This is a genomic window from Kitasatospora sp. HUAS MG31 (genome assembly GCF_040571325.1).
Classification (GTDB): domain Bacteria; phylum Actinomycetota; class Actinomycetes; order Streptomycetales; family Streptomycetaceae; genus Kitasatospora; species Kitasatospora camelliae.
The window spans coordinates 3,839,948-3,864,063 of the sequence record NZ_CP159872.1; the positions used below are offsets into that span (position 1 = coordinate 3,839,948).

22 protein-coding genes and 2 tRNA genes are annotated in these 24,116 nt (G+C 73.9%); 12 read left to right on the forward strand and 12 right to left on the reverse strand.

Translation table 11 applies throughout. The features are described from left to right. Complete coding sequence (locus ABWK59_RS17390) at window positions 1–879, forward strand: CoxG family protein (protein ID WP_354641504.1); 879 nt, start codon at window positions 1–3, stop codon at window positions 877–879. 69 nt (window positions 880–948) lie between these two features. Next, window positions 949–1,485, forward strand: a complete 537-nt coding sequence (pyrE, locus tag ABWK59_RS17395) for an orotate phosphoribosyltransferase (protein WP_354641505.1) — start codon at window positions 949–951, stop codon at window positions 1,483–1,485. A 107-nt stretch (window positions 1,486–1,592) separates the two neighbouring features. Here pyrE and ABWK59_RS17400 read toward each other — a convergent pair whose 3' ends face one another. Continuing rightward, window positions 1,593–2,300 carry a DedA family protein gene (locus ABWK59_RS17400; protein WP_354641506.1) on the reverse strand — a complete coding sequence of 236 codons (708 nt, stop codon included), beginning with the start codon at window positions 2,298–2,300 and terminating at the stop codon, window positions 1,593–1,595. Window positions 2,301–2,567: 267 nt separating this feature from the next. Between ABWK59_RS17400 and fbaA the strand changes: the two genes are divergently transcribed. Further along, complete coding sequence (gene fbaA / locus ABWK59_RS17405; protein ID WP_354641507.1) at window positions 2,568–3,590, forward strand: class II fructose-bisphosphate aldolase; 1,023 nt, start codon at window positions 2,568–2,570, stop codon at window positions 3,588–3,590. Window positions 3,591–3,656: 66 nt separating this feature from the next. Here fbaA and ABWK59_RS17410 read toward each other — a convergent pair whose 3' ends face one another. Then, complete coding sequence (locus ABWK59_RS17410) at window positions 3,657–4,076, reverse strand: DUF3151 domain-containing protein (protein WP_354641508.1); 420 nt, start codon at window positions 4,074–4,076, stop codon at window positions 3,657–3,659. A 257-nt stretch (window positions 4,077–4,333) separates the two neighbouring features. Here ABWK59_RS17410 and ABWK59_RS17415 point away from each other — a divergent pair, with 257 nt between their 5' ends. Then, window positions 4,334–5,218: a DUF3152 domain-containing protein gene (locus ABWK59_RS17415; protein ID WP_354641509.1), complete on the forward strand. Its 885-nt coding sequence runs from the start codon at window positions 4,334–4,336 to the stop codon at window positions 5,216–5,218. 39 nt (window positions 5,219–5,257) lie between these two features. Here ABWK59_RS17415 and ABWK59_RS17420 read toward each other — a convergent pair whose 3' ends face one another. The 5 genes from ABWK59_RS17420 to purS form a co-directional block, all read right to left on the reverse strand. After that, the gene (locus tag ABWK59_RS17420; RefSeq protein ID WP_354641510.1) at window positions 5,258–6,895 is read right to left on the reverse strand and encodes a hypothetical protein; all 1,638 of its coding nucleotides are present in this window, start codon (window positions 6,893–6,895) and stop codon (window positions 5,258–5,260) included. A 117-nt stretch (window positions 6,896–7,012) separates the two neighbouring features. After that, on the reverse strand, window positions 7,013–7,819 hold the full coding sequence (locus tag ABWK59_RS17425) for a maleylpyruvate isomerase family mycothiol-dependent enzyme (RefSeq protein WP_354641511.1): 807 nt from the start codon (window positions 7,817–7,819) through the stop codon (window positions 7,013–7,015). Between the two features lie 67 nt (window positions 7,820–7,886). Then, a complete protein-coding gene (gene purL / locus ABWK59_RS17430; protein WP_354641512.1) occupies window positions 7,887–10,142 on the reverse strand; it encodes a phosphoribosylformylglycinamidine synthase subunit PurL in 2,256 nt (751 codons plus the stop codon). After that, window positions 10,142–10,819 carry a phosphoribosylformylglycinamidine synthase subunit PurQ gene (purQ, locus tag ABWK59_RS17435; RefSeq protein ID WP_354641513.1) on the reverse strand — a complete coding sequence of 226 codons (678 nt, stop codon included), beginning with the start codon at window positions 10,817–10,819 and terminating at the stop codon, window positions 10,142–10,144. Before purQ ends, purL begins: the two co-directional genes overlap by 1 nt. Then, the gene (purS, locus tag ABWK59_RS17440; protein ID WP_354641514.1) at window positions 10,816–11,076 is read right to left on the reverse strand and encodes a phosphoribosylformylglycinamidine synthase subunit PurS; all 261 of its coding nucleotides are present in this window, start codon (window positions 11,074–11,076) and stop codon (window positions 10,816–10,818) included. Before purS ends, purQ begins: the two co-directional genes overlap by 4 nt. 448 nt (window positions 11,077–11,524) lie before the next feature. Between purS and ABWK59_RS17445 the strand changes: the two genes are divergently transcribed. From ABWK59_RS17445 to ABWK59_RS17475, 7 genes are all read left to right on the forward strand, one after another. Next, window positions 11,525–11,842: a histone-like nucleoid-structuring protein Lsr2 gene (locus ABWK59_RS17445; protein ID WP_345698122.1), complete on the forward strand. Its 318-nt coding sequence runs from the start codon at window positions 11,525–11,527 to the stop codon at window positions 11,840–11,842. A 136-nt stretch (window positions 11,843–11,978) separates the two neighbouring features. After that, window positions 11,979–12,051, forward strand: a tRNA-Gly gene (locus ABWK59_RS17450). Between the two features lie 41 nt (window positions 12,052–12,092). Next, window positions 12,093–12,168, forward strand: a tRNA-Gly gene (locus ABWK59_RS17455). A 190-nt stretch (window positions 12,169–12,358) separates the two neighbouring features. Continuing rightward, window positions 12,359–13,342, forward strand: a complete 984-nt coding sequence (locus tag ABWK59_RS17460; protein ID WP_354641515.1) for an ABC transporter ATP-binding protein — start codon at window positions 12,359–12,361, stop codon at window positions 13,340–13,342. Then, window positions 13,339–14,187: an ABC transporter permease gene (locus tag ABWK59_RS17465; protein WP_354641516.1), complete on the forward strand. Its 849-nt coding sequence runs from the start codon at window positions 13,339–13,341 to the stop codon at window positions 14,185–14,187. Before ABWK59_RS17460 ends, ABWK59_RS17465 begins: the two co-directional genes overlap by 4 nt. 103 nt (window positions 14,188–14,290) lie before the next feature. Continuing rightward, window positions 14,291–15,586 carry a sensor histidine kinase gene (locus ABWK59_RS17470; RefSeq protein ID WP_354641517.1) on the forward strand — a complete coding sequence of 432 codons (1,296 nt, stop codon included), beginning with the start codon at window positions 14,291–14,293 and terminating at the stop codon, window positions 15,584–15,586. After that, a complete protein-coding gene (locus tag ABWK59_RS17475) occupies window positions 15,583–16,197 on the forward strand; it encodes a response regulator transcription factor (protein ID WP_354641518.1) in 615 nt (204 codons plus the stop codon). Before ABWK59_RS17470 ends, ABWK59_RS17475 begins: the two co-directional genes overlap by 4 nt. 91 nt (window positions 16,198–16,288) lie before the next feature. On the opposite strand, the gene ABWK59_RS17480 is transcribed toward ABWK59_RS17475, so the two are convergent. The 4 genes from ABWK59_RS17480 to purD form a co-directional block, all read right to left on the reverse strand. After that, window positions 16,289–17,188 (reverse strand): phosphoribosylaminoimidazolesuccinocarboxamide synthase, encoded by a 900-nt coding sequence (locus ABWK59_RS17480; RefSeq protein ID WP_354641519.1) that lies wholly within the window; start codon window positions 17,186–17,188, stop codon window positions 16,289–16,291. Between the two features lie 40 nt (window positions 17,189–17,228). Beyond that, on the reverse strand, window positions 17,229–18,779 hold the full coding sequence (locus ABWK59_RS17485) for a N,N-dimethylformamidase beta subunit family domain-containing protein (RefSeq protein ID WP_354641520.1): 1,551 nt from the start codon (window positions 18,777–18,779) through the stop codon (window positions 17,229–17,231). 164 nt (window positions 18,780–18,943) lie between these two features. Then, a complete protein-coding gene (locus ABWK59_RS17490; RefSeq protein WP_354641521.1) occupies window positions 18,944–20,434 on the reverse strand; it encodes a hypothetical protein in 1,491 nt (496 codons plus the stop codon). A 433-nt stretch (window positions 20,435–20,867) separates the two neighbouring features. Continuing rightward, complete coding sequence (gene purD, locus ABWK59_RS17495) at window positions 20,868–22,112, reverse strand: phosphoribosylamine--glycine ligase (RefSeq protein WP_354641522.1); 1,245 nt, start codon at window positions 22,110–22,112, stop codon at window positions 20,868–20,870. Between the two features lie 428 nt (window positions 22,113–22,540). Here purD and ABWK59_RS17500 point away from each other — a divergent pair, with 428 nt between their 5' ends. Further along, entirely contained in the window at window positions 22,541–23,323 is a 783-nt protein-coding gene (locus ABWK59_RS17500) for an SLATT domain-containing protein (protein ID WP_420492796.1), read from the forward strand. A 93-nt stretch (window positions 23,324–23,416) separates the two neighbouring features. Here the strand turns inward: ABWK59_RS17500 and ABWK59_RS17505 are convergent, their stop codons facing one another. Continuing rightward, a complete protein-coding gene (locus ABWK59_RS17505) occupies window positions 23,417–24,064 on the reverse strand; it encodes a hypothetical protein (RefSeq protein WP_354644988.1) in 648 nt (215 codons plus the stop codon). Between the last annotated feature and the right edge of the window lie 52 nt (window positions 24,065–24,116).

Consider the following 24,116-nt stretch of genomic DNA (forward strand, 5'->3'; position numbering starts at 1 on the left):
ATGGAGCATGAGGTTGTCGTCCCGCTGCCGGTCGAGGTGGTCCGTCAGGCCCTGCTGGACCACCGTCTGGTGGGGCGCTGCGTCCCCGGCCTAAGCGCGGTGGAGGCCGAGTCCTCCCCGGAGGAGGCCGGCGGCCGGATGCGGATCAGGATCGGCGGCTCCACCATCACCTACCTGGGCAGTCTGTCGGTCCTCCCGTGGGAGGAGGGGGTGCTGACGGTGGTGCTCTCCGGCAAGGAGGTGCGCGGGCCCGGGCTGGTCTCGGCCCGGATCCGGGTGGCCCTGCGGGAGGTGCCGGACGGCACCCTGCTGGCCTGCTCCGGCGAGGTGGAGTCGCGGGAGGGCGGCCGGCTCCCGGAGTTCGACGCCGAGCTCCGCGAGGCGCTGGCCCGCCGGATGGTCGACCGGACGGCCGCCGCGCTCACCGAGGAGCTCTCCGAGCCGGACGGCGGCGCGGACGACGCCGAGGACGCCGCGACCGTCGTCTACCTGGAGGACCGGGCCGTCGAGCAGGACCTGGACGACGACCTCTCCGACCTGATCGCCTTCTCCGACGAACCGCCCGCGCCGGGCGCGGAGCCGGAGGGCGGCGAGCCCGGGCTGCCGTACGAGCCGGAGCCGGCGCTGGCCGGGCCGGTGAAGCGCAGCATCGTCGGGCGTTCCGCCGAGGAGGTGGACCACGCGCCCCCGCGCGGGCGGTACGCCCCGGCACCGCCGGCCCACAGTGCCCGGGCCCGGGCCGCGTCCCGCTGGGGCGGGGTGGAGCCGACCGCGCTGTCGGGCGGGGGCGAGCGCAGCGCGGTGCCGTGGATGATCGGCGGCGGGGTGGCGCTGATCGGCGGTGCGGTGGTGCTGGTCCGCGCGCTGCGCCGGCGCTGACGCCGGCCCCGCCACCCCGGCGGGCCGCTCCCGACGGGCCGTGGCGGTCAGCCCCTAAACTGGCTGCTCATGAGCAATGACCGCGACGCCCTGCTGGCGCAGATCAAGGACAAGGCCGTCGTGCACGGCAAGGTCACCCTCTCCTCCGGGCAGGAGGCCGATTACTACGTCGACCTGCGCCGCATCACGCTGGACGCCGAGGCGGCGCCGCTGGTCGGCCGGGTCATGCTGGACACCACCGCAGAGCTGGACTACGACGCGGTCGGTGGCCTGACCCTGGGCGCCGACCCGGTGGCCGCCGCCATGCTGCACGCCGCCGCCGCCCGCGGCCGCAAGCTGGACGCCTTCGTGGTCCGTAAGGCGGGCAAGGCGCACGGCCTGCAGCGCCGGATCGAGGGCCCGGACGTCAAGGGCCGCCGGGTGCTGGCGGTGGAGGACACCTCCACCACCGGTGGCTCGGTGCTGACCGCCGTGGAGGCCCTGCGCGAGGCTGGCGCCGAGGTGGTCGGCGTCGCGGTGATCGTGGAGCGCGGCGGTGCCGCGGCGGTGGAGGCCACCGGTCTCCCGTACCTGACCGCCTTCCACAAGGACGACCTGGGCCTCTGAGCCCGCTCGGGGCCGCCTTCCTGAGGCGGCCCCGCCGGAGGACGAACGGCCGGGGCCCGCACTGTTTCACGTGAAACAGTGCGGGCCCCGGCCGTGGTCGGTGCGGTTCAGCCGCGGCGGTGCCGCCCGCCGCCCACCGGCTCCTCGGCCTCGGCGCCGGCGGCCTTCTTCTTCCGGCGCTCGCGGATCACCTCGACGATGATCGGGGAGACCGAGATCAGCACGATCAGCAGGATGGCCGGGATCAGGTACTTGTCGATCACCGGGGCCATCGCGTCGCCGAAGAAGTAGCCGATCAGCAGCATGGACTCGGTCCACAGCACGCCGCCGACCACGTTCCACACGAAGAAGGTCCGGGCGGGCATCTCCAGGGTGCCGGCGACCGGGTTGAGGAAGGTCCGGACCACCGGGATGAACCGGGCCAGCACCACGGCCTTGGCGGGGCCGAACTTGGCGAAGTACTCCTCGGCCTTGGACACGTACTCGCGCCGGAAGATCTTCGAGTCCGGCTTGTCGAAGAGCCGCGGCCCCATCTTCGTCCCGAAGGCGTGGCCCAGCTGGGCGCCGGCGACGGCGGCGATCGGAGTGCCGATCAGCAGCAGCGCGATGTTCATCTGCGCGCCCGGGCCGAACACCTCCGTGGCGGCACTGGAGGCGGCGACGCCGGCCAGGATGAGCAGGGAGTCGCCGGGGAAGAAGAACCCGACCAGCAGGCCGGTTTCGGCGAAGATGATCGCCAGAACTCCGATGGCGCCCACCGACGAGACGAGCGATTTGGCGTCAAGCAGATTGACCGCGAGCTGGTTGTAGTCCACGGGCGCAGGATAGCGCCCATGGACCTGTGGGCCACCTAAAGCTCCCGTCCGCCCCACAGCCCCCGATCATCCCCCATCGCCCCGTCCGTCCCAAGGAGCGGGCTGCCTGGTGTGTCGGGAGGGGGAGTCTGGGAAGATGGCCCAGGTGTCCGGCCCGCGGTCGAGGCCCACCCTCTTCTCGTGCCGCGATCCACGCCGTGTACCAGAGGCGTATCGAGCATCGGACAGCGTCGTCCGATCGCCCCACACCGACAGGAGCGGATTCGCATGCCCATCGCAACTCCCGAGGTCTACAACGAGATGCTGGACCGGGCAAAGGCGGGCAAGTTCGCCTACCCGGCCATCAACGTGACCTCGTCCCAGACCCTGCACGCCGCGCTGCGCGGCTTCGCCGAGGCCGAGAGCGACGGCATCATCCAGATCTCCACGGGTGGCGCGGAGTTCCTGGGCGGCCAGCACAACAAGGACATGGTCACCGGCGCAGTCGCCCTGGCCGAGTTCGCCCACATCGTGGCGGCCAAGTACGACATCACCGTCGCGCTGCACACCGACCACTGCCCGAAGGACAAGCTGGACGGCTACGTCCGCCCGCTGCTGGCCATCTCCGAGGAGCGCGTGGCCCAGGGCCGCAACCCGCTCTTCCAGTCGCACATGTGGGACGGCTCCGCCGAGACCCTGGCCGACAACCTGTCGATCGCCGAGGAGCTGCTGGCCCGCGCCGCCGCCGCCAAGATCATCCTTGAGGTCGAGATCACCCCGACCGGTGGCGAGGAGGACGGCGTCTCCCACGAGATCAACGACGACCTGTACACCACGGTCAACGACGCCGTCCGCACCGCCGAGGCCCTGGGCCTGGGCGACCGCGGCCGCTACCTGCTGGCCGCCTCCTTCGGCAACGTGCACGGCGTCTACAAGCCGGGCAACGTCGTCCTGAAGCCGGAGCTGCTGCGCGAGCTGCAGGACGCCATCGGCAAGCAGTACGGCAAGGCCGACCCGTTCGACTTCGTCTTCCACGGCGGCTCGGGCTCCACGGCCGAGGAGATCGCCACCGCGCTGGAGAACGGCGTGGTGAAGATGAACCTGGACACCGACACCCAGTACGCCTTCACCCGTCCGGTCGTGGACCACATGTTCCGCAACTACGACGGTGTGCTGAAGGTCGACGGCGAGGTCGGCAAGAAGAACACCTACGACCCGCGCACCTGGGGCAAGCTGGCCGAGGCCGGCATGGCCGCCCGCGTGCTCGAGGCCGCCCAGCAGCTGCGCTCGGCGGGCAACCGCATCAAGTAGTCGCCGGACGCCGGTGCCCCCGTACGGATCTCCGTACGGGGGCACCGGCGCGGGTGGGCCCTGCGGCTACTGCTTCAGCTCGGTGTACGCCTCGGCGCTGCTGTCCTTGAGGAACTCCCAGCAGCGCTCGGCCTCCTCGGTCTCGTTGATCGCGCCGGCCGCGCGGGCCAGGGCCGCCAGACAGCGCAGGAAGCCGCGGTTGCCGCGGTGCTCCCACGGAATCGGGCCGTGCCCTCGCCAGCCGCTGCGGCGCAGCGCGTCCAGCCCGCGGTGGTAGCCGGTGCGCGCGTAGGCGTACGACTCGACGTAGCGGCCGGCCGTGAACGCGTCGTCGGAGAGCATCGCCCACGCCAGGCAGAAGGTCGGGAAGTCCGCGGCCACCTGGGTCGGGGAGGCCGACTGCTCCGCCATCATGCGGTACGGCTGCTCGTCCTCCGGCAGGAGGGTCGGCTCCGGTCCGTCGAGGAGGTTCTTGTGAATCGCCATGGTGGCAGTCTGCCACCCGGGCCCCTGCCGCACGAGACATTCGAACGTGCAGCCGAATCCTGGGCTCGGTAGGGTTTCCCCATGATCATCGAGGCTGCCTCGCATCCGTGCGCGCCCCGCCGCGGATCCTGAGCGGAGCCGTCCGCCGCGGGCCGACCGGGTCGCCGGCCGGCAACCGCCGGGACGCGTCCGGCGTCCTTCTCCCATGGGGCAACCGACGCCTCGTCAGCCCGATCCCCGAGCAGAGAGTCCGTCAGTTGCCCACAGCCACCAGGTCCAGGAGAGCTCCCGTCAGCCGGCGCCAGGCCAAGCGGATGCGCCGGCAGGCGCGGCGAAAGCGGCTGGGGATGGGCATCGCGGCGGCCGGTGCGCTGGCCGTCCTGGGGACGGCCGGCGTGGTGCTGCTGCAGGGCGGGGGCGACGAGGGCGACGGCCGCAGCACCCAGGCCCGGGCGGTCCCCTCGCTCTCCGAGTCCCCCACGGTCGACCCGGCCGAGCCCATCGCGCCGGAGCCCACGGCCGCACCCGGCGGCGGCGGGGCGCCGCAGTCCGGCGCCGCCGCGTCCCCGACCGCCTCCGGCGCGGCCGGCCAGGGCACCTTCTCCACGGCGGTCGCGGGCGGCGACGCCGTCGGCAAGGGGACGATCCGGCGCTACAAGGTGGAGGTGGAGGACGGCCTGGAGGTCGATCCGAAGACCGCCGCCGACCAGATCAACGCCATCCTCTCGGACAAGCGCAGCTGGACCTCGGACGGGAAGAACGGGTTCCAGCTGGTCGCCTCCGGCACCTACGACTTCACCGTGCGGATCGCCTCGCCGGACACCGTGGACAAGATCTGCCGCGCCGCCGGACTGGACACCAAGGGCGAGGTGAACTGCGACGTCGGCAAGCAGGTGATGGTCAACTCCAAGCGCTGGCTGACCGGTTCGCCGCAGTTCCAGGGGCCGATCGAGGAGTACCGGGCGCTGATCATCAACCACGAGGTCGGCCACCGGATCGGCCACGGCCACGAGACCTGCCCCGGCCCGGGCAAACCGGCGCCGGCCATGATGCAGCAGATCTACGGTCTCAAGGGCTGCAAGGAGAACGCCTGGCCGTACTCCGCCGACGGCACCTACCTCAGCGGCCCGGCGGTGCCCTGACCCCGGCCGTTCCCCGACCGGCCCCTCACGGCCGGACCCTCACAGCCTGATCGCGGCCACCCCGTCCGAGGTGCCGAGCACCAGCAGGTCCTCCGCCACGCCGAGGGCCCACACCGGGGAGCCGAGGCGCAGCTCCAGCGGCCGACCGGCGGCCGACCGGTGCACCCGGACCAGGCCGTCCGACCAGGCGGCGGCGACCGTCATGCCCAGGGCGCCGTCGGCCAGCGCCACCGCGCTGATCTCCCGGCCGCGGCGGTCCAGCTCCAGCGGCTGGTTGGCACCGGGCCCCCACAGCCGGACGGAACCGTCGAACCCACCGCTGACCAGCACCGGAATTCCGCCGGAGAGCGTGCCGGCCAGGGCGGTCACCGGGCCCTGGTGGAGCTCCTCGCTCCACCGCTCGCCGGAACGGTACCAGTGCACCGCGCCGGTCTCGTCCCCCACCGCCAGGGCGTCCTCGGGCAGGTCGGCGACCGCGGCCACCGCGCTCAGCCCGAGACCCGCGCCGCCGAGGGCCGCCATGGCCCCGCGCGGACCGCCGGGCTCCGCAGCGGCGGGCGCGAGTGCGCCCCCGGCGTCCAGCAGCACCGCGTCGCCGCCGTGGGCCACGGTCAGGCCGCGCAGCGGGCGGGCCTCGGCGGCCAGCGGCAGCCGGGCCAGCGGGCGGCCGCTGGCGGTGTCCACGGTGCGGATGACCCCGCCGGGGTCGGCGAGCAGCAGCTGCCCGGCGTACGGGCCGCTGCCGACGGCCAGCGAGGCCACCGGGCCGGGCCAGCCGCGCGAGGAGTCCGGCCACATCGCCCAGGCGCCCTGCCAGGGGGCGGGGAGCTGCCCGAGGAGCTCTGCGGCCTCCTCGTCGAAGCCGAACAGCCGGGTGCGCAGGACGGCCGCGCGGACCGCCGGGTCGGCGGTGGCGACCAGGGCCGGCCCGGCCGCGTCCCAGGCGGTGGGCACCATGCCGGACCGGCCGTCCAGCGCGGTGGTGACGGCCAGCGGGTCGGCGTGGGCGAGGAGCCGGACGTCGCGCAGCAGGTCGGCGGCGCTCTCCGGCCGGCGCGGGTCGGCGGCCGGACGGCCGAGCGCCCGGCCGGGGCTGGGGTACTGCGCCGGGTCGGCCTGCTCGGTCGCGCACCAGGCCTCGAACCGGGCCCGGTCGGTCCACTGCGGCAGGTCGAGGTCGAGCACCGCGGGCGCGGGGACGGCGGTGAACGCCGTGGCCGCCGGTCCCCCCTCGGCGGCCTCGGCGATCAGCCGGACGTGCTCCGACCGCAGCAGCGGGTCGAGGAGCTCGGCGACCAGGGCGGCCGGGTCGGCGGCCTCGTCGAGCCGCGGGACGCAGAGGACCACCGGACGGCCCTCCTCGTCGACGGCGGTGACGAGGTCCTCGGGGGTGCGGGCGGTGAGCCCGAGCTGGTGGGCCAGGGCCCAGGCGGCGCCGCGGGTGCTGACGCCGGCGGCCGGGAGCACGGCGTGCACCCGGCGGTCGGCCGGGGCGTCCTTGCCCGAGAAGCCCTCGGCGAGCCAGTCCAGGAGGTGGGACTTGCCGGCTCCGGGGCCACCCGAGATCCGGCACAGCCGCGGTGCCATGCCGTCCTTCAGCCAGCCCAGCAGGGCCAGCCCGGCTGGCCGCCGTCCCGCCCGCAGCGCCGGAATCCGCCGCCCGCCGTCACCCGTCACCGTGGCCCTCCCGTCCCCGACACCGACCGACCGAGCTTACTGACCCCGTATCGGGCCCCGGTCGGACGGTCCGGATGAACGCTCCGGCCGGACGGTCCGGACGGTGCTCCCGGCGGGTCAGGCCAGGACGGGCAGGTACCCGCTCAGGTCGCTCCGCTCGCCGCTGGCGCTGACCGCGGCGGACTCGACCGCCGCGGCCCAGCCGGTCCGCCCGGTGGCGAGCCGGATCCAGGTCAGCGGGTCGGTCTCCACCACGTTGGGCGGGGTCCCACGGGTGTGCCGCGGCCCCTCGACGGCCTGGACGACCGCGTACGGCGGGATCCGCAGCTCGACGGCGCCGCCGGGCGTCCGGTCCGCGAACGCGTCGGCGAGCAGCCGGGAGACGGCGGCCACCGCCTGCCGGTCGTGCGGGAAGGGGGCCGGGCCGAGCGCGGCGGCCAGGTCGTCGGCGTGCACCACCGTCTCGACCAGCCGGGTCACCAGGAAGTCGGCCAGCGGCATCGGCCCGAAGCGCATCGCGATCAGCCGTCCGGGCTGCTCCGCAGCCGGCAGTGCGGCGACCAACTCGGCGCAGCAGCGGTCGAATTCGGCCGCGACCTCGTTCGGAGTGCCGGCGAAGGGGCTGGCCGCGAGCTCCTCGGCGATCTCGTTGATGGTGGCGGCGGCGGTCCGGGTGCTGCGGGCCCAGTCCAGGGGGGTGATGGGCGGCCGGGCGGGCAGCGGGTCGTCCAGGTGGGCGGGCACCCAGGTGATCACCATGCCCAGGTGGGAGACCAACTCCCTGACCCGCCAGTCCCCCAGTCGGGTCGGCCGGGCCAACTGGTCCTCGGTGAGGCCGCGCACGGTCTCACGCAGCGCCTCCACCTGCCCGGTGAGCGCGGCGCGCACCTTCACCGGGTCGTAACTGCGGCTCTTCGTCGGCATACGCGGCAGCGTACGCCGAAGGGTGGCCGGTCCGTAGTCGACCGACCACCCTTCGAGGGGTCGTACGTCAGGCGAGCAGGGCCTCGATGACGCCGGTGTGGGCGTCCTTCAGCTCGGCCAGCGAGACGGTGAACTGCCCCTGGACGTCCAGGACGTCGCCGTCCACGACACCGATGCGGGTGGCCGGGAGGCCGCGGGCGCCGCACATGTCGTTGAACCGGAGCTCCTCGCTGCGCGGCACGGACACCACGGCCCGGCCCGCCGACTCGGAGAACAGGAACACGAACGGGTCCATGCCCTCGGGCACCACCACGCGGGCGCCCTTGCCGCCCTTGAGGCTGCTCTCCACCAGGGCCTGGCCCAGGCCGCCGTCGGAGAGGTCGTGCGCGGCGTCGATCATGCCGTCGCGGGAGCCCGCGATGAGGATCTCGCCGAGCAGGCGCTCGCGCTCCAGGTCGACCTTGGGCGGCAGGCCGCCGAGGTGGTCGTGGACCACCTGGGACCAGGCCGAGCCGCCGAGCTCGTCCTCGGTGTCGCCCAGCAGGTAGAGCAGCTGGCCCTCCTCGGCGAAGCCGATCGGGGTCCGGCGGGTGACGTCGTCGATCACGCCGAGCACCGCGACCACCGGGGTCGGGTGGATGGCGGTCTCGCCGGTCTGGTTGTAGAGCGAGACGTTGCCGCCGGTGACCGGGGTGCCGAGCACCTGGCAGGCGTCGGCCAGACCGCGGGTGGCCTCGGCGAACTGCCACATCACGTCCGGGTCCTCGGGGGAGCCGAAGTTGAGGCAGTCGGAGACGGCGAGCGGCTTGGCACCGCCGGCCGCGACGTTGCGGTACGCCTCGGCCAGGGCCAGCTGGGCACCGGTGTACGGGTCCAGCTTGGCGTAGCGGCCGTTGCCGTCGGTGGCGACCGAGACGCCGAGGTTGGTCTCCTCGTCGATCCGGATCATGCCCGAGTCCTCGCCGACCGAGAGCACGGTGTTGCCGAGCACGTAGCGGTCGTACTGGTCGGTGATCCAGGACTTGGAGGCCTGGTTCGGGTGGGCGGCGACCTTCAGCAGGTCGGCCTTGAGGCCCTCGCCGGTGGTCGGGCGGGCCAGCCGCTCGGCGGTCGGGGCGTCCGCCTGGAGGGCGTCCTGCCAGCTCGGCCGGGCGAAGGGGCGGTGGTACGTCGGGCCCTCGTGGGCGACGGTGCGCGGCGGCACGTCCACCACCTGCTCGCCGTGCCAGAAGATCTCCAGGCGGTCGCCGTCGGTCACCTCACCGATGACGGTGGCGATGACGTCCCACTTCTCGCAGATCTCCAGGAAGCGGTCGACCTTGGCGGGCTCGACGATGGCGCACATGCGCTCCTGCGACTCGCTCATGAGGATCTCCTCCGGCGAGAGCGTCTGGTCGCGCAGCGGGACGGTGTCGAGCTCGATCCGCATGCCGCCGGTACCGGCCGAGGCCAGCTCGGAGGTGGCGCAGGAGAGGCCGGCGCCGCCGAGGTCCTGGATACCGGCGACCAGGTCCTCCTTGAAGATCTCCAGGGTGCACTCGATGAGCAGCTTCTCCTGGAACGGGTCGCCGACCTGGACCGCGGGGCGCTTGGCCGGGCCGGTGGCGTCGAAGGTCTCCGAGGCCAGCACGGAGACGCCGCCGATGCCGTCGCCGCCGGTGCGGGCGCCGTAGAGGATGACCTTGTTGCCGGGGCCGGAGGCCTTGGCCAGGTGGATGTCCTCGTGCTTCATCACGCCGACGCACAGCGCGTTGACCAGCGGGTTGCCCTGGTAGCAGGAGTCGAAGACGACCTCGCCGCCGATGTTGGGCAGGCCCAGGCAGTTGCCGTAGCCGCCGATGCCCGCGACGATGCCGGGGAGCACCCGCCGGGTGTCGGGGTGGTCCGCGGCGCCGAAGCGCAGCGGGTCCATCACGGCGACCGGGCGGGCACCCATGGCGAGGATGTCGCGGACGATGCCGCCGATGCCGGTGGCCGCGCCCTGGTAGGGCTCGATGTACGACGGGTGGTTGTGCGACTCGACCTTGAAGGTGACCGCGTAACCCTGGCCGACGTCGACGACGCCGGCGTTCTCGCCGATGCCGACGAGCATGGCGTCGTTGCGCGGGGCCTTCTCGCCGAACTGCTTCAGGTGGACCTTGGAGCTCTTGTACGAGCAGTGCTCCGACCACATGACGGAGTACATCGCCAGCTCGGCGCCGGTGGGGCGGCGGTCGAGGATCTCGCGGATCCGGGCGTACTCGTCTTCCTTCAGGCCGAGCTCGGCCCAGGGCTGGACGGCGTCCGGGGTCTGCTCGGCCTTCTTGACGGTGTCCAGGGACATCAGGCGTTCACCAGCTGCTTCAGTACGGAAGTGAAGAAGCCCAGGCCCTCGGTGGTCGGGCCGGTGAGCGGCTCCACGGCGTGCTCCGGGTGCGGCATGAGGCCGACGACATTGCCCGCGGCGTTGGTGATGCCGGCGATGTCGCGGTACGAACCGTTGGGGTTCACGTCGAGGTAGCGGGCGACGACGCGGCCCTCGGCCTCGAGTTCGTCCAGGACGTGCTCGTCCGCGACGAAGCGGCCCTCGCCGTTCTTCAGCGGGACGACGATTTCCTGGCCCGCCGAGTAATCACGGGTCCAGGCGGTCCCCGCGTTCTCGATGCGCAGCTTCTGGTCGCGGCAGATGAAGTGCAGCGAGTCGTTGCGGGTGAGCGCGCCGGGCAGCAGGTGCGATTCGCAGAGCACCTGGAAGCCGTTGCAGATACCGAGGACCGGCATTCCCAGCTTCGCCTGCTCGATGACGGTCTCCATCACCGGCGAGAAGCGGGAGATGGCGCCGCAGCGCAGATAGTCGCCGTAACTGAATCCGCCCGGCAGGACGACGGCGTCGACCTGGTGGAGATCCTTGTCACGGTGCCAGAGGGCGACCGGCTCGGCGCCGGCGAGGCGGACCGCGCGCTGGGCGTCGCGGTCGTCGAGGGAACCGGGGAAAGTGACGACGCCGACGCGGGTGGTCACTTCGCCTCCTCCTCGACGCGGACGGTGAAGTCCTCGATCACGGTGTTGGCGAGGAAGGTCTCGGCGGCTTCGCGGATGCGGGCGAGCGCGGCCTCGTCGACCGGACCCTCCAGCTCCAGCTCGAAACGCTTGCCCTGGCGGACGTCGGCGATGCCGTCGAATCCGAGACGCGGCAGTGCACGCTGCACCGCCTGTCCCTGGGGGTCGAGGATCTCCGGCTTGAGCATGACGTCGACTACGACGCGTGCCACTGGCACTCCCGGTGGTGTCTTCGTGAAGGCGGGGGACCTTCAGACTACCTGGGCTTTCGGGTCGGATTGCGGCCCCGCCGGAGCGACGCGCGTAGACCCTCGCCCCTTACGCACCAAGGGTTCCGGGCTCCCGGAGCGCGGTTTTCGACGGTTAATCAGGTCCTCGGGACCCCCCGCCGAGAACGCCCGAATACCGGCACTCCGGACAGATCGACCACGGCTATCAGCTCGCTATCAGACTTGAGGTGAAGCACGTGAATATCCCGAAAAAGGAATCCGGAGCCCTTCGATTTTCGGCCTCTTTGGGTGCAGAATAGGGCGACCGACGGCCAGGACCACTGGCGTTGCGGGCACGTGCCCCCACGCCTGCCCGTGTGCGCGAACTCCGTGGCCGGCCGGGCCGACGGGGCACCCGAGACACCCGGCGGCAAATGGCCCGAGAGGATTGACACCCATGGCTCAGCGTGTAGTCGTCACGCTCTCCGACGACCTGGACGGCGGTGCCGCCGCGGAAACCGTCCACTTCGGCGTCGACGGGAAGTCGTACGAGATCGACCTGTCTGCGGACAACGCGGAAAAGCTGCGGGAGGCCCTCGCCCCGTTCGTCGCCGCCGGGCGGCGCCAGAGCCGCAGCGGGAAGTCCTTCCGCCGCACCGCCCTCACCCCGGACCCGGCCGCGGTCCGCGCCTGGGCGCAGTCGAACGGAATGGAACTGCCGGCCCGCGGCCGGATCCCGAAGCACGTGTACGAGGCGTTCGCGGACGCCAACTGAGCCGTCGCGCTCCCGCCCCACCCGCCCCGGCCGGTCCTCGGAGGGGAAGGGTGGGGCGAGCACTCCGATCGATGTTGTAGAGTATTTCTCGTCGCCAAGGGGAAGCCCCCGGAAGCGACAGGCGCCCAGGCGCCACGCGGACGTGGCTCAGTTGGTAGAGCATCACCTTGCCAAGGTGAGGGTCGCGAGTTCGAATCTCGTCGTCCGCTCGCAGCACCCCTTGGGGTGTGCAGTACAATTTCACAGACCTGCGGACGTGGCTCAGTTGGTAGAGCATCACCTTGCCAAGGTGAGGGTCGCGAGTTCGAATCTCGTCGTCCGCTCCATCCGGAAGGCCCCCTCGATCGAGGGGGCCTTCCGCGTTCTCCGGGTCGGTGCGGCCGGTCTCGCCAGCCCGCGCCGGGTGTTCCGTCGGCCGGCCCGGTGACATATGTCATCGCCGACCCGTGGATCCGCACCCGGGTTCCATGACGCCGCGCACTGCCGGCGCCGCCCGGCCGCCGGGAGGCTGGAGGCATGAACGACACCAGCCACCGGGAGCCCGCGGTCGAGGCCGCCGGCCTGCACCGCCGCTACGGGCCCGCCGGCGCCGCCGGCTTCGACGCGGTCCGCGGCCTGGACCTCACCGTCCACCGGGGCGAGCTCTTCGCCCTGCTCGGCACCAACGGCGCCGGCAAGACGTCCAGCATGGAACTGATCGAGGGCCTGGCCGCCCCCACCGCCGGCACCGTCCGGGTGCTCGGCCGGGACCCGTACCGGGAACGCACCGCGGTCCGCCAGCGGATCGGGATCATGCTGCAGGAGGGCGGGTTCCCCGGGGACCTCACGGTGGCCGAGACCGGGCGGACCTGGACCGGGCTGACCTCCGGGGCCCGCCCGGTGGACGAGGCGCTGGAGCTGGTCGGCCTGCTGGACCGCCGCAGGGTCCGGGTGAAGCAGCTCTCCGGCGGCGAGCGCCGCCGGCTGGACCTGGCGATCGCCCTGCTGGGCCGCCCGGAGGTGCTGTTCCTGGACGAGCCCACCACCGGTCTCGACCCGGAGGCCCGCGCGGCCGTCTGGCGGCTGGTCCGGGAGCTGCGCGAGCAGGGCACCACGGTGCTGCTCACCACGCACTACCTGGAGGAGGCCGAGGAGCTGGCCGACCGGCTGGCGATCATGCACCGCGGCCGGGTGGTCGCCGGCGGCACCGTCGCCGAGGTGATCGCCGGGCACCCGTCCCGGATCACCTTCGAGCTGCCCGAGCGCTGCGGCGCGTACGACGGCCTGGGACTGCCGGCCATGCCGGGGGCCGAGGTGGCCGCGGACGGCCGCCGGATCACCGTCCGGACGCCCACCCTCCAGGCCACCCTCACCGGGCTGCTCGGCTGGGCCGCCCACCACGGGGTCGCCCTGGGCGGGCTGGACGCCCGCAGTGCCTCGCTGGAGGAGGCCTTCCTCGCCATCGCGGCCGACGCCGCCGAGACCACCCCCGCCCCGTCGCTGATCGGAAACGCCCGATGACCACCGCCGCCCCCGCGACGACCGCCGCCGACGCCGCCCCCGGCACCGCCCGGACCACCCCCGTACGCCGGATGCTGGCTCTCGGCCGGACCGAGACCACGCTGCTGCTGCGCAACCGGACCGCCCTGTTCATGGCCCTGGCGATGCCGCCCGTCATGATCGTCGGCCTGCGCGGGATCCTGGAGGCCCAGGCCGGGTCCCACCCCGGGATCGACCTCCACGCCACCCTGGTGAACGGTGTGGCCGGGCTGATCCTGATGATGGTCGTCTACTACAACCTGACCGGCTCCTTCGTGGCCCGGCGCGGCGAGCTGGTGCTCAAGCGGCTGCGCACCGGCGAGGCCTCGGACGTGGAGATCCTGGCGGGCACCGCGCTCCCCTCGGTGGTGCTGGCCCTGCTGCAGTGCGCCCTGCTCGGCGGCGCGGCGGCGGTCCTGATGGGCCTGCCGATGCCGGTGAACCCGCTCCTCATGATCATCGGGCTGACGCTGGCGATCGCTCTGCTGGGGGCCCTCGCTGCGGTGACCAGCTCCTTCACCAAGACGGTGGAGAGCGCCGGCCTCACCACCATGCCGCTGATGCTGCTCGCCCAGTTCGGCTCCGGCCTGCTGATCCCGCTGGAGACCATGCCGCAGCCGATCGCCGCGGCCTGCAAGACGCTGCCGACCACCCCGGCCTTCCAGCTGCTGCGGCTCGGCTGGTTCGGGACCGACGACGCGGACCCGGCCACCGACTTCCTCGGCACCTGGAGCCAGGGCGCCTTCCACCTCATGCTGGGCGTGCTGTGGACCGCCACCGCGTTCTGGGCCGCCCACCGCTGGTTCCGCTGGGAGCCCCGGCGCTGAGCACCGGCCCCGCACCCGCTCGGTCCACCGCGCACCCACCCGAGGCGCCCTCCGCCCCCGCACCCGGCGGAGGGCCGCGGGGCTGATAGGAAGGCACCGCACCATGCAGCAGCCACGGGGGGACGGGATGGGCGTCGACACACTGATCAGGCCGGTGACCCGGCCGGTGCGGAGCTGGCGGGCCCTCGGCAAGCCCCAGCGCACCGAGATGTACGTCCGCTGGTCGCTGTACCTGATGGCACCGATGCAGCTGTTCTTCGTGCTCCTCGCCATCGGCGCCAACCCCGACCTGGACCCTCCGGTCTGGGTGCTGCGCTTCGTGGTGGCCGCGGGCCTGGCCGACGCGGTGGTGATGGTGGTCACCCTGCGCGCCGGTCTCGACCACTACCTGGGCCGGCGCGACCTGCCGGTCGCCGCCCTGGCCACCGGCTTCGCCCTGGCCCTGGCGACGGTGTGGGGGGTGGCGCTGCTCGGGCCCGGTCCCGACGGGACCACGCCCACGGGAGCCCTCATGGCGCCGGTGGCGCTGCCCTTCTGGTTCGCCCCGATCAGTGTGGCGGTGCCGCCGCGACGGGCGGCGCTGGTGGCCGGCGCGATGATGGCGCTCGCCGTCCCGCCGCTGCTGGTCGGCGGGATGGGGGTGGGTGAGGCCGTCGGGGCGCTGACCGGCCTGTCCTTCGCTCTGGTCGTGGTCGCGGGCACCTGCCGCTGCTCGGCCTGGCTGGCCGGGGTGGTGTGGGAGCTGGACGCCGCCCGCGAGACCCAGTCCCAGCTGGCGGTGGCCCAGGAGCGGCTGCGGTTCTCCCGCGACCTGCACGACGTCCTGGGGCGCAACCTCACCACCATGGCGCTGAAGAGCGAGCTGGCCGTCCAGCTGGCGGTCCGCGGCCGCCCGGAGGCGGCAGACCAGATGACCGAGGTGCAGCGGATCGCCCAGGAGTCGCAGCGCGAGGTCCGCGACCTGGTGCGCGGCTACCGCTCGGCCGACCTGCAGGTCGAGCTGACCGGCGCCCGCTCGGTGCTGCGGTCGGCCGACGTGGCCTGCGAGGTCGACCTGGTGGCCGAGGTGGGGTCGCTGCCCGCCGCCGCGCAGTCGGTGCTGGGCTGGGTGGTCCGCGAGGCGACCACCAACGTGCTGCGGCACAGCGAGGCCGCGCACTGCCGGATCCGGCTGCGGACCGAGGACGGCCGCGCCCTGCTGGAGATCGAGAACGACGGGGTGCCGGCCGCCCCGGCCACCCCGGCCGGCTCCACCGGCGGCCACGGGCTGGCCGGGCTGCGCGAGCGGCTGGCCGCCCACGGCGGCGAGCTGCACCTGCCGGCCGCCGTGCCGGGCGCCTTCACGGTGCTGGCCGTCCTGCCGCTCGACACCACGGCCCCGGAGGTGCCGTCCCGATGACCGACCCCGTACGCGTCCTGCTGGCCGACGACGAGCACCTGATCCGCGGGGCGCTGGCCGCGCTGCTGTCGCTGGAGGTGGACATCACCGTGGTGGCCGAGGCCGCCTCCGGGCCGGAGGCGCTGGCCATGGCCAAGGCGCACCGGCCGGACGTCGCGGTGCTGGACCTGCAGATGCCCGGCCTGGACGGCATCGAGGTGGCGGCCGAGCTGCGCCACCGGCTGCCGGACTGCCGGACGATGATCGTGACCGGCCACGGCCGGCCCGGCTACCTGAAGCGGGCGCTGGAGGTGGGGGTCCGGGGGTTCCTGCCCAAGACGGTCTCCGCCTCCGACCTGGCCGGGATCATCCGGACCGTCCGGGCGGGCGGGCGGTACGTGGACCCGGAGCTGGCGGCGGACGCGATCAGCGCCGGGGACAGCCCGCTGACCCCGCGCGAGACGGACGTCCTGGAGCTGGCCGCGCACGGCACCTCGATCGCGGAGATCGCCGACCGGGCCGCGCTCTCCCCCGGGACGGTCCGCAACTACCTCTCCTCGGCGGCCGGCAAGCTCGGCGCGGAGAACCGCCACGCCGCGGTCCGGATCGCCCGCGAGCACGGCTGGATCTGACCGGGCGGGCCGCCCTCGGGACGGGTCCGGAACGCGGCCCGCCCGCCGCAGGGGGTGCGGCGGGCGGGTTCCGGGGCTCCGGGCCGGGCGGTCAGACCCAGGAGGTGCCGGTGAGGCGCTCGTAGGCCTCGATGTAGCGGGCCCGGGTCAGGTCGACCACCTTCTCCGGGAGCTCCGGCGGCGGGAGCTCGCCGGTGCGGTCCCAGCCCGACTCGGGCGAGGAGAGCCAGTTACGGATGATCTGCTTGTCGTACGACGGCTGGACCTGGCCCGGCTTCCACTCGTCGGCCGGCCAGAACCGCGAGGAGTCGGGGGTCAGCACCTCGTCGCCGATCACGAGTTCGTCCCCGGCGAGCCCGAACTCGAACTTGGTGTCGGCGAGGATGATCCCGCGCTCGCGGGCGATGTCGCGCGCCCGGCCGTAGACGGCCAGGGTGGTCTGTCGCAGGGTGGCCGCCAGCTCGGCGCCGATCCGGCGGGCGGTCTCCTCGTAGGAGACGTTCTCGTCGTGCTCGCCGACCTCCGCCTTGAGGGCCGGGGTGTAGATCGGGGCGGGCAGCTCGGAGCCGTCCTCCAGGCCCTCCGGCAGCGCGATGCCGCAGACCGTCCGGTCGGCGTCGTACTCCAGCAGGCCGGAGCCGGTCAGGTAGCCGCGCGCCACGCACTCCACCGGCACCATGTCCAGGGAGCGGCAGATCAGCGTCCGCCCGGCCCAGTCGGCGGGGGCGCCGGCCGGCAGCTCGGTGGAGATCACGTGGTTCGGCACGATGTCGGCGATCCGCTCGAACCACCACAGCGAGAGCCGGGTGAGGATCCGGCCCTTGTCCGGGATCTCGTTGGGCAGCACCCAGTCGAAGGCCGAGGTCCGGTCGCTGGCCACCATCACCAGGTCGCCGTTCCCGGCGCGGTAGAGGTCGCGCACCTTCCCGGTGTGGAGGTGGACCAGGCCGGGCACCTGGACCGGCTCGGGCTTCGTGACAAATCCGCTCAAGGTCAGTCCTCAGAGATGGGGGGCTCTGGGATCGAGTCTTTCACGGCCCGGTCCGGCCCTCCTTGCAGAGGTGGTCGAGCAGGTTGGCGGTCGCCCGCTGGATCCGCTCGTCGGTGTGGCCGGGCCGGTCCAGCGCCGGCGACCAGGCGAAGGTGCCCGCGGCGAAGACGTACGCCCCGCTCGGCGCCCGGTACAGCGAGGTCTCCTGGTGGGCCCGCCGCCCGGCGGCGTCCCGGTACGGGGAGTGGGCGAGCAGCGTCCGCTCGGTGCTCGCGGGGAGCGCGACCTTCGGGAAGTAGCGGTCGGCCTCCCCGGCGACCAGCCCGGGCAGCCCGTCCCCGTCCCGCAGCCCGGTGCCGTCCCAGAGCCAGTGCGCGGTGTTCCGGGCCACCAGCGGGACGGGGGTGGGCACCCGGCCCGCGTACTGGACGCCGAGCAGGTGCTGCTCGGGCTCGCCCGCGTCCCGCCACAGCGCGCTGGTGCTGCCGGGCAGGCCGGCGGCCTGGCTCTGCGCCGGGACGCGCTGGCGCTTGCGGCAGTTCAGCAGCCGGTTCGGCTCGCCCGCGGCGCTCGGGGTGAGGTCGACCCGCCAGTACATGGTGTTGGCGGAGAGGAAGACCAGCGAGGTGCCGCCGTCCCTGGCCTGCTCGACGGCCCGCCGCATCTGGTCGGACCAGTACTCGTCGTGGCCCGGGAAGACCAGCGCCTTGTGCCGGGACGGCGTCACCAGGCCCGCGTGCAGGTCGGTGGCGGTGGCGTAGGCGAGGTCGTAGCCGTAGCGCTCGGCCCAGCGGATGAAGTCGTAGGCGTGGCCCACGTGCAGCGGCAGCCCGGCACCGGCGTGCGGCCGGTCGAAGGAGACCGTGACCGCCGCTTCCGACTCCCCCACCAGCCGCCCGTCGCCGTCCCAGGCGTGGTACAGGCTGGCGCCGGTGTGGCCGTCCTCCGGGAAGAGGTTGTACGCCTGCCAGGTGACGTCCGGGACGACCAGCAGCAGCTCGGCCGGGTGCAGGTGGTCCTCGAAGTCGCGGACGGTGAACGGGATGTGGCTGCGGTGGCGGTTGTCCTCGGTGGTCAGCACGGCGACGTACGCGCCGGGCTGCCAGTGCGCCGGGACGTGCAGCCGCCAGGACTGCCACCAGTGGTGGCAGGAGACCGTGCGGCCGACCACGAGCGGGTCGGCCTGGGCCATCCCGGCGATCCGCGGGCTGGAGGTCATGTGCCGGGCCCCGTCGCCGCCGTAGTGCCCGATCCGGTAGACGTCCACGGTGAACTCGCGCGGCGGGTTCACCGTGACCCGGAAGTCCACCGAGCCGCCGGGCCGGATCACCCCGGCCGAGGCGAAGCCCTTGATCTGCTGGTCCACGTCGTCGGAGTTCCGCGGTCCGATCACGGACGGGCGGCTCAGCGGGGCGGTCAGCGGCTGCTGGCCGGGCGCGTCCACGCTGACGTACCAGGGCACCGCACCCTCGCCGCCGTCGAGGTACTGGTCGGGGCTGCGCAGCCAGGGCAGCGGGCCCTGGCCGAACGGGTCCGACACGCCGTGCGCCAGCGTCCCGGACTCCCACCGGCGGATGCCTTCCGTCCCCATGCGCCCTCCCCACCGTCTGCACCCCCGCCGGGCTGGCATGTGCCATACGGATGTGCGTGCGGTCTAGCACACCACAAAGTGCTGGCGCTCCGTCACCCCACGGTAGCAACTGGTACTCGTCCGGCCCCGGCGCGCGCCGCGCGGGGCCTTCCCGCCCGCCCCGGTCAGCCCGACAGCCGCACCGGCCGCTCCAGCCGCACGCCGACCGACCGCAGCCAGGCCCGCAGCGGTTTGTCCTCGCCCTGCTCCACGGCCCGGGCGACCAGGGCGGCCGGCTCGGTCTGCCGCACCCCGGCGATCAGGAGCACCGGGCCGTCCAGCCAGTCCAGCCCCGGGGCGGCCGACCCGGCGTCCACCGCGGCGCAGCAGACCATCGCGGTGACGTGCTCGACCAGGAGCTCCCGGCCGCTGCGCACGGGGGGCAGCGGGGGCGCGACCCTGGCGGCGCGCGCCACCTGGCCGGCCAGGGCGGCGGCCAGGCTCTCGCTCTCGCCGCCGGCGAGGCGGGCGAGGACCCGGGCCAGGGTCGGCCCGTCGCGGTCGTCCCCGCCGAGGGCGCTCTGCAGCGCCGCGGCCTGGACCCGCCAGCCGCGGTCCACCACGTCGGTCGGGTAGTCGGCCCAGTCCAGCTCCTGCCAGCCGGCCCCGGGCACCTCGTGCAGCAGCTCGGCGGCGAGCAGGGAGACCGCGGCGTCCACCCGGCCGGGCTCCTCCAGCAGGTCGCAGGCGGGCCGGTCACCGAGCCGGGTCTCGTAGCCGTCCGCCAGGCGGTCGCGGCGGGAGAGCTCGGTCAGCGCGGCGACCACGCCGGCGTTGAGGTGCGCGGGGTGGCGGCCGAGCCGCCAGGCGGGCAGCGCGACCCGGGTGAGCAGGCGGTCCCAGCCGGCGTAGGCGAGGCCGACCTGCTCCTGGGCGGCGATCCGCAGGCCGTAGTCCACCGCCTTGGCCTGGTCGGAGGCCCAGACGGCGACGGCCCGCTCCAGCTCGGCGGAGTGCTCGCCGCAGGCCCGCAGCAGGGCGCGGTTGACCCGGTCCACCAGGCCGGCCGGGCCGCGGTGCGGGTTGCCGAGCGCCGCGTCCAGGCTGCGGACGAAGCGGCGGGCGGCCGCGATGTCCGGGTCGGCGGCGGCGGCCGTCCCGGCGACCACGGGGGCCAGCAGAGCACGCAGCTCGCCGGCCCGCATCCACCACAGGAACGGGGAGCCGACCACCAGGACGGGCGCGGGCCGCGGCCCGTGGGTGCCGGGCCGCTCGGCGACCTCCTCCAGCCAGCTGTCGCAGTCCGGGGTGAGGGCGATCGCGGAGGGCGCGGGCACCTCCAGCCGGTCGGCGAGCTCGCCGATCAGCCGGTGGAGTTCGGGGGCCTCCGCCCGGGACACCGGGACGGCCGGGGTGACCGGCGGCTCGGCCCGCCGGTGCGAGCGGGCCACCAGGGCGGCCAGCAGCAGGGTGAGGGCGGCGACGGCACCGACCGCCCACCGGACGGCGTCCCAGGCCGTCGTGTCGGCGGAGCCGGGGGCGCCGATCCGGCCGGTGAGCCGGCCGGCCAGCAGGATCACCGCGAGAGCGGCGGGGAGGACCGCGGCGGCCACGGCCCGCCCGCGGACCCGCAGCACGGCCTGGGCCCGTGCGCGTGCGACGTCGACTTCGGCCATAGGACGCGAAACCCCCTTCGCAGCGCTGAGAACGCTCAAATTCCGGCGGGGAAGGGCAACAGCCGACCCCCGTCTGTGCATGGTGCGCGGCAGTTCTGACAGTTTTGACGCCGCTGTGCCCACCGGTGTTCCGGATCGCGACGGATTCCACCCGTCCCGGTGACACCGGCCGCACAACTGGTCCCAGCATCCCCCCGGCGCGATCCCGCCACCGACGCGTCCGCACCGAAACCACCCTGCCCCACGGCGACCCAGCGCACCCTACGACCGGCCGCGCCACAACGTCAGCCGGATGGCCAACACATCACTCGAAGGGCTGGAATTCCTGGTCCGCCCGGTGTGGCGGCGTGCGCCGGGAAACGCCGCGGGGCGCCGCGTCCGGACGGGTTGTCCCGGGCACGGCGCCCCGCAGGAGAAGCGCAGGTGGGCCTGGTCAGCGGGCGACCTTGAGCGCGATGTCGGTGCGGTGCTGGGCGCCCTTGAAGGAGATCTTCGCGACGCCGGCGTACGCCTTGGTGCGGGCCTCGGCCAGGTCGGCCCCGGTGGCGGTGACCGACAGGACTCGGCCGCCGGCGGTCAGCACCTCGTCGCCCTCGCCGGCCCGGGTGCCCGCGTGCAGCACGAAGGCGGTGCCGTCGGCCTCGGCCTCGTCCAGGCCCTCGATCGGGTCGCCGGTGCGCGGCGCGGCCGGGTACCCCTCGGAGGCCAGCACCACGGTGACCGCGGCGCCCTCGCTCCAGCGCAGCGGCTCCAGCCCGGCCAGGGTGCCCTCGGCGGCGGCCAGCAGCACGCCCGCCAGCGGGGTCTCCAGCCGGGCCAGCACCACCTGGGTCTCGGGGTCGCCGAACCGGGCGTTGAACTCGATCACCCGGGTGCCGCGGGAGGTGAGCGCGAGGCCGGCGTAGAGCAGCCCCGAGAACGGGGTGCCGCGACGGCGCAGCTCGTCCACGGTGGGCTGGAGGACGGTCTCCAGGACCTCCGCGACCAGGCCCTCGGGGGCCCAGGGCAGCGGGGAGTAGGCACCCATGCCGCCGGTGTTGGGGCCCTCGTCGCCGTCCAGGGCGCGCTTGAAGTCCTGCGCGGGGACGAGCGGCAGCACGGTGCTGCCGTCGGTGATCGCGAACAGCGAGACCTCGGGGCCGTCCAGGTACTCCTCGATGACCACGCGCTCGCAGGAGGCCGCGTGGGCCAGGGCGGCCTCGCGGTCGGAGGTCACCACGACGCCCTTGCCGGCGGCCAGGCCGTCGTCCTTCACCACGTACGGTGCGCCGAAGGCGTCCAGCGCGGCGGCCGCCTCCTCGGCGGTGGTGCAGATGTAGGAGCGGGCGGTCGGCACGCCGGCGCCGGCCATCACGTCCTTGGCGAAGGCCTTCGAGCCCTCCAGCTGGGCGGCCTCGGCGGACGGGCCGAAGACCGGGATGCCGGCCGCGCGCAGCGGGTCGGCGACGCCGGCCACCAGCGGGGCCTCCGGGCCGACCACGACCAGGTCGGCACCGAGCCGCCGGGCGAGGGCGGTGACCTCGGCACCGTCAAGCTGGTCGACCGGGTGGACCGTCGCCACCCGCGCGATCCCGGCGTTGCCCGGGGCGCAGTGCAGCTCGGTGACGGCGGGATCATGGGACAGGGAGCGGCACAGGGCGTGTTCGCGGGCGCCGCCGCCGATGACGAGGACCTTCACGCTTGGCAAGGGTAGTCGCTGGTGGAACCTCCAAAGCGGAGCGGCTCCCGGAGCAGATGGTTGGAGGAACATCCAACAAAGCCCCGGGTCAGATCGGCGACCCCCGGAACCCTCGCTCGGACGGGTGAAATCCCGCCCCCCACCGAAACCCTCCGACCTCGGCATCCGGAGGTGAATTCCGATAACGATCACCGGGGAAGCGCCCCCACGGTCAGCCATTTGGCGGTAAGAAGTGCTGTTGGACCCGGAATTCGGCCGAGCGCCGGGACAGGGCACCACGGGCGGTCCGGACCGCCCGCGGAACTGCGGGTCCGACGCACAATCAGCTCGACGCTCCATCCGAACCGACTCGGCGTCAGCTGGATGCACCGTCAGTCCCGGTTGCCCGCCGGGCCTCCGCAGTCACCCCGCCACAGGGAGCGCCACAGGTGAGTCAGCCGGAAATGCAGCCCGAGGAGAGCCCCTGGGGCAAGGACGTCGGCGACGATGACCAGCCGCCCCTGCCCGCCACCGGGCGGACGCCCACCCGCCACCGCACCGATCTGAGTGCACGTCAGTTCCCGCTCGGGGACTGGGGGGAGCCGGCCGAGCGGCTGGAGGAGCTCTACCGCTGGTCCGAGGAGCGTGCGGTCGAGGCGATCGACTGGTACCGCCGGGACCGGGTGTGGAAGCGCCGCTGGGCGCGGCTGCTGCGGTTCGGCGCGGCCTCGTTCGCGGTCGCCGGGGCCACCGTGCCGCTGGTCTCGCTGGCCGGGGTTCCGCAGTTGGCCGCCACCTGGGGGTACGTGGGCCTGGCGCTGTCCGGCGCCTGCCTGGCGGCGGACCGGGTGTTCGGGCTGACCTCCGGCTGGATGCGGGACGTCTCCACCTCGCAGGCACTCCAACGGCGCCTGGAGGCCTTCCAGTTCGACTGGGCGTCGGAGTGCGTGCGGGAGGTGCTCGGCCCGACCGAGGGCACCGCGGGCGAGGCGGCGGAGCGCTGCCTCGGTGTGCTGCGGCGGTTCTGCGAGGACGTGTCGGACCTGGTCCGCTGCGAGACCTCGGAGTGGATGCTGGAGTTCCGGGCCGGGATGAGCCAGCTGCCGACCCAGGCACCGGGCCCCTGGGGCAGCCGGACCGAGGGCGCCGGCGCCCAGGTGCGCGTCCTCCCGGCGCCCGGCACCCGGCCCACCATGCCCCGCCAGCGCCCGCCGGAGGGCCCGCTGCGGTAGTGCCACCGGCCTCGCCGCTCCGGGCGGGGCGACAGGCGGCGCGACGGACGGCAGGCGGACGGCAGGCGGACGGCGGCGCGGGGGGCGCGGCCGTCAGGCGAAGACCACCATCGAGCCCTGGGTGACGCTGCGGGTGGCGGCGGCGAACAGGCCGGCCCAGGCGTGGCGTTCGCGGGCGTAGGGGTGGAAGTCGTCCAGCGGAGGCCCGAACGGCTGCTCCAGCTGGGTGGGGCCGAGCGGCCGGGTCGGCGCCGGTGGGTTGAGCACGTCGATCCCCAACACCGGTGCCACCGCACTCAGTTCGCGCAGCAGTCCGTACGAGGAGCCGAGCGGCCCGCCGGCTGCCAGCAACTCGTCCTCCACCAGCGGGAGTTGGAAGTCGACCGGAACGTACGCCCCGGCGTGGTCGAAGTGCCAGACCAGGTGCGACTGTTCGGCGGTGGACTCGAACATCTCCAGCAGCTGCTCGTAGTCGCCGCCGAGCGCGTCCACCGGGGTGATCTCGAAGCCGGTGATGCCCAGCATGTAGGCCCGGCGCAGGAAGTGCAGGGAGTCGTAGTCGAAGGCGGCTATCGGCTCCACGGTCCCGGTGAAGCCCGGCACGTACGGGTGGATCGGCACCTCGGGGAGGCCGTGCGAGGCCAGCACCGCGTTGTAGCGGCCGAGGTCCTCGCGGAAAGGGTTCTCCGGGCTGTGGGTCAGGACGTCCACCAGCGGGACGAGCCAGAGGTCGCAGGCCATGAGCCGGCTCATCCTCTCCTGGAGGGGCGGGCGCCGGTCGGTCGGCGCCGTG